Here is a 1,194-nt window from a genome sequence, read left to right on the forward strand (position 1 = left end):
TAGTTTTGAGTGAAACGTCTAAAAGAGAGTCTCTAAAAAGTTACTTAATTAATAAAAATCGTGAACGTTACGGCAGCATGCAGTGCAAAGAGATTACGTTTTCTGAATTTATTTGGGATAGTTGTATTAATAATGACTTTCAATCAGATGAAGACCTACCCGTTGTAAACCATTACACAGATCAAGAGCTAAAAGATACAGAAGGAACTTACCCCTCAGCGTTAGTTGAATTATCAAAAGCTTTATCTTCAAATAGTTACTTTAGTATTTTTCTTCTTGTGGGTGATGGTGGCAATGGTAAAAGCTCTTTGTGCTATTCACTTTACTCAGAACTTAAGCAACAGAATAATATCGTTCCTTTTTTGATTAGCTCAGAGGCTATTACAAGTTTTGTTGAAGAAACTAAATATACTCCCGATAGTATTACATCTATTTTCGACTTATATGAAATTCAAGCTAGGTGTGATGAACAAGTAAACATTCTTGATAGGAAGAGATTTGAAATATCACTTTGTGCAGGAAGTATTGTAATAATAATAGATGGTTTAGATGAATTCCCGTCTATTTTTGGTGATAAATTTGACACAATAAAGCTACTTCAGTCAATAAACGAATCTCATGCTCAGCTAGGAAAGAGTAGAGTGTTAATAACGTCTAGAGATACAAAACTGTTCAATGACGACTCATTCCATGATTTAGATATAAAGCGATATGAGCTCCTGGGTTTTAAAGAGCGTGACTGTAAAAAATATATAAGAAAGCGGTTTAGAGATGAAAGTAATTTAGATAAAACTATTAATACGATATTAGATGTATTTAAAGATAATGACTTTAAATCGAAAGATAGAGTAATACCATTCATTCTTTTAAGTATTTGCAATATATATGAGAAAAGTAATAACACAGATAAATTTAAAGAGTCAGTGTCATCTAAAGCGTTACCCTTCTTATGCTTGAATACTCTAACGGATAATATAATTTATGCTATTTTCAAAAGAGAAGAGCAACGTCAAAAAGTTCCAATACCTGCGCTAGATATGCTCTACTTTTTCGCTGAGTTTTCTGCTAGATTTGGCCCAAGCTGGCCGATAGTCGAAGTTGAGTCTGAGCTTAAGTTATATTATGACGAAAAAGCAGAATCTATATTAAAAGCCTTTCGCTTTAATGATTTAATAAAATTTAGTAATAATGTTC

Annotated in this window: 1 protein-coding gene; it reads left to right on the forward strand. The window is 31.9% G+C overall.

What is annotated here, in order from left to right; genetic code table 11:
• Window positions 1–1,194 (forward strand): NACHT domain-containing protein (locus GQR46_RS19915; protein ID WP_165742259.1); only part of this gene is annotated, 1,194 nt, incomplete at both ends.

Origin of the sequence: Pseudoalteromonas sp. Z1A6 (genome assembly GCF_011378745.1) — a bacterium.
Taxonomy (GTDB): Bacteria; Pseudomonadota; Gammaproteobacteria; order Enterobacterales; family Alteromonadaceae; genus Pseudoalteromonas; species Pseudoalteromonas arctica.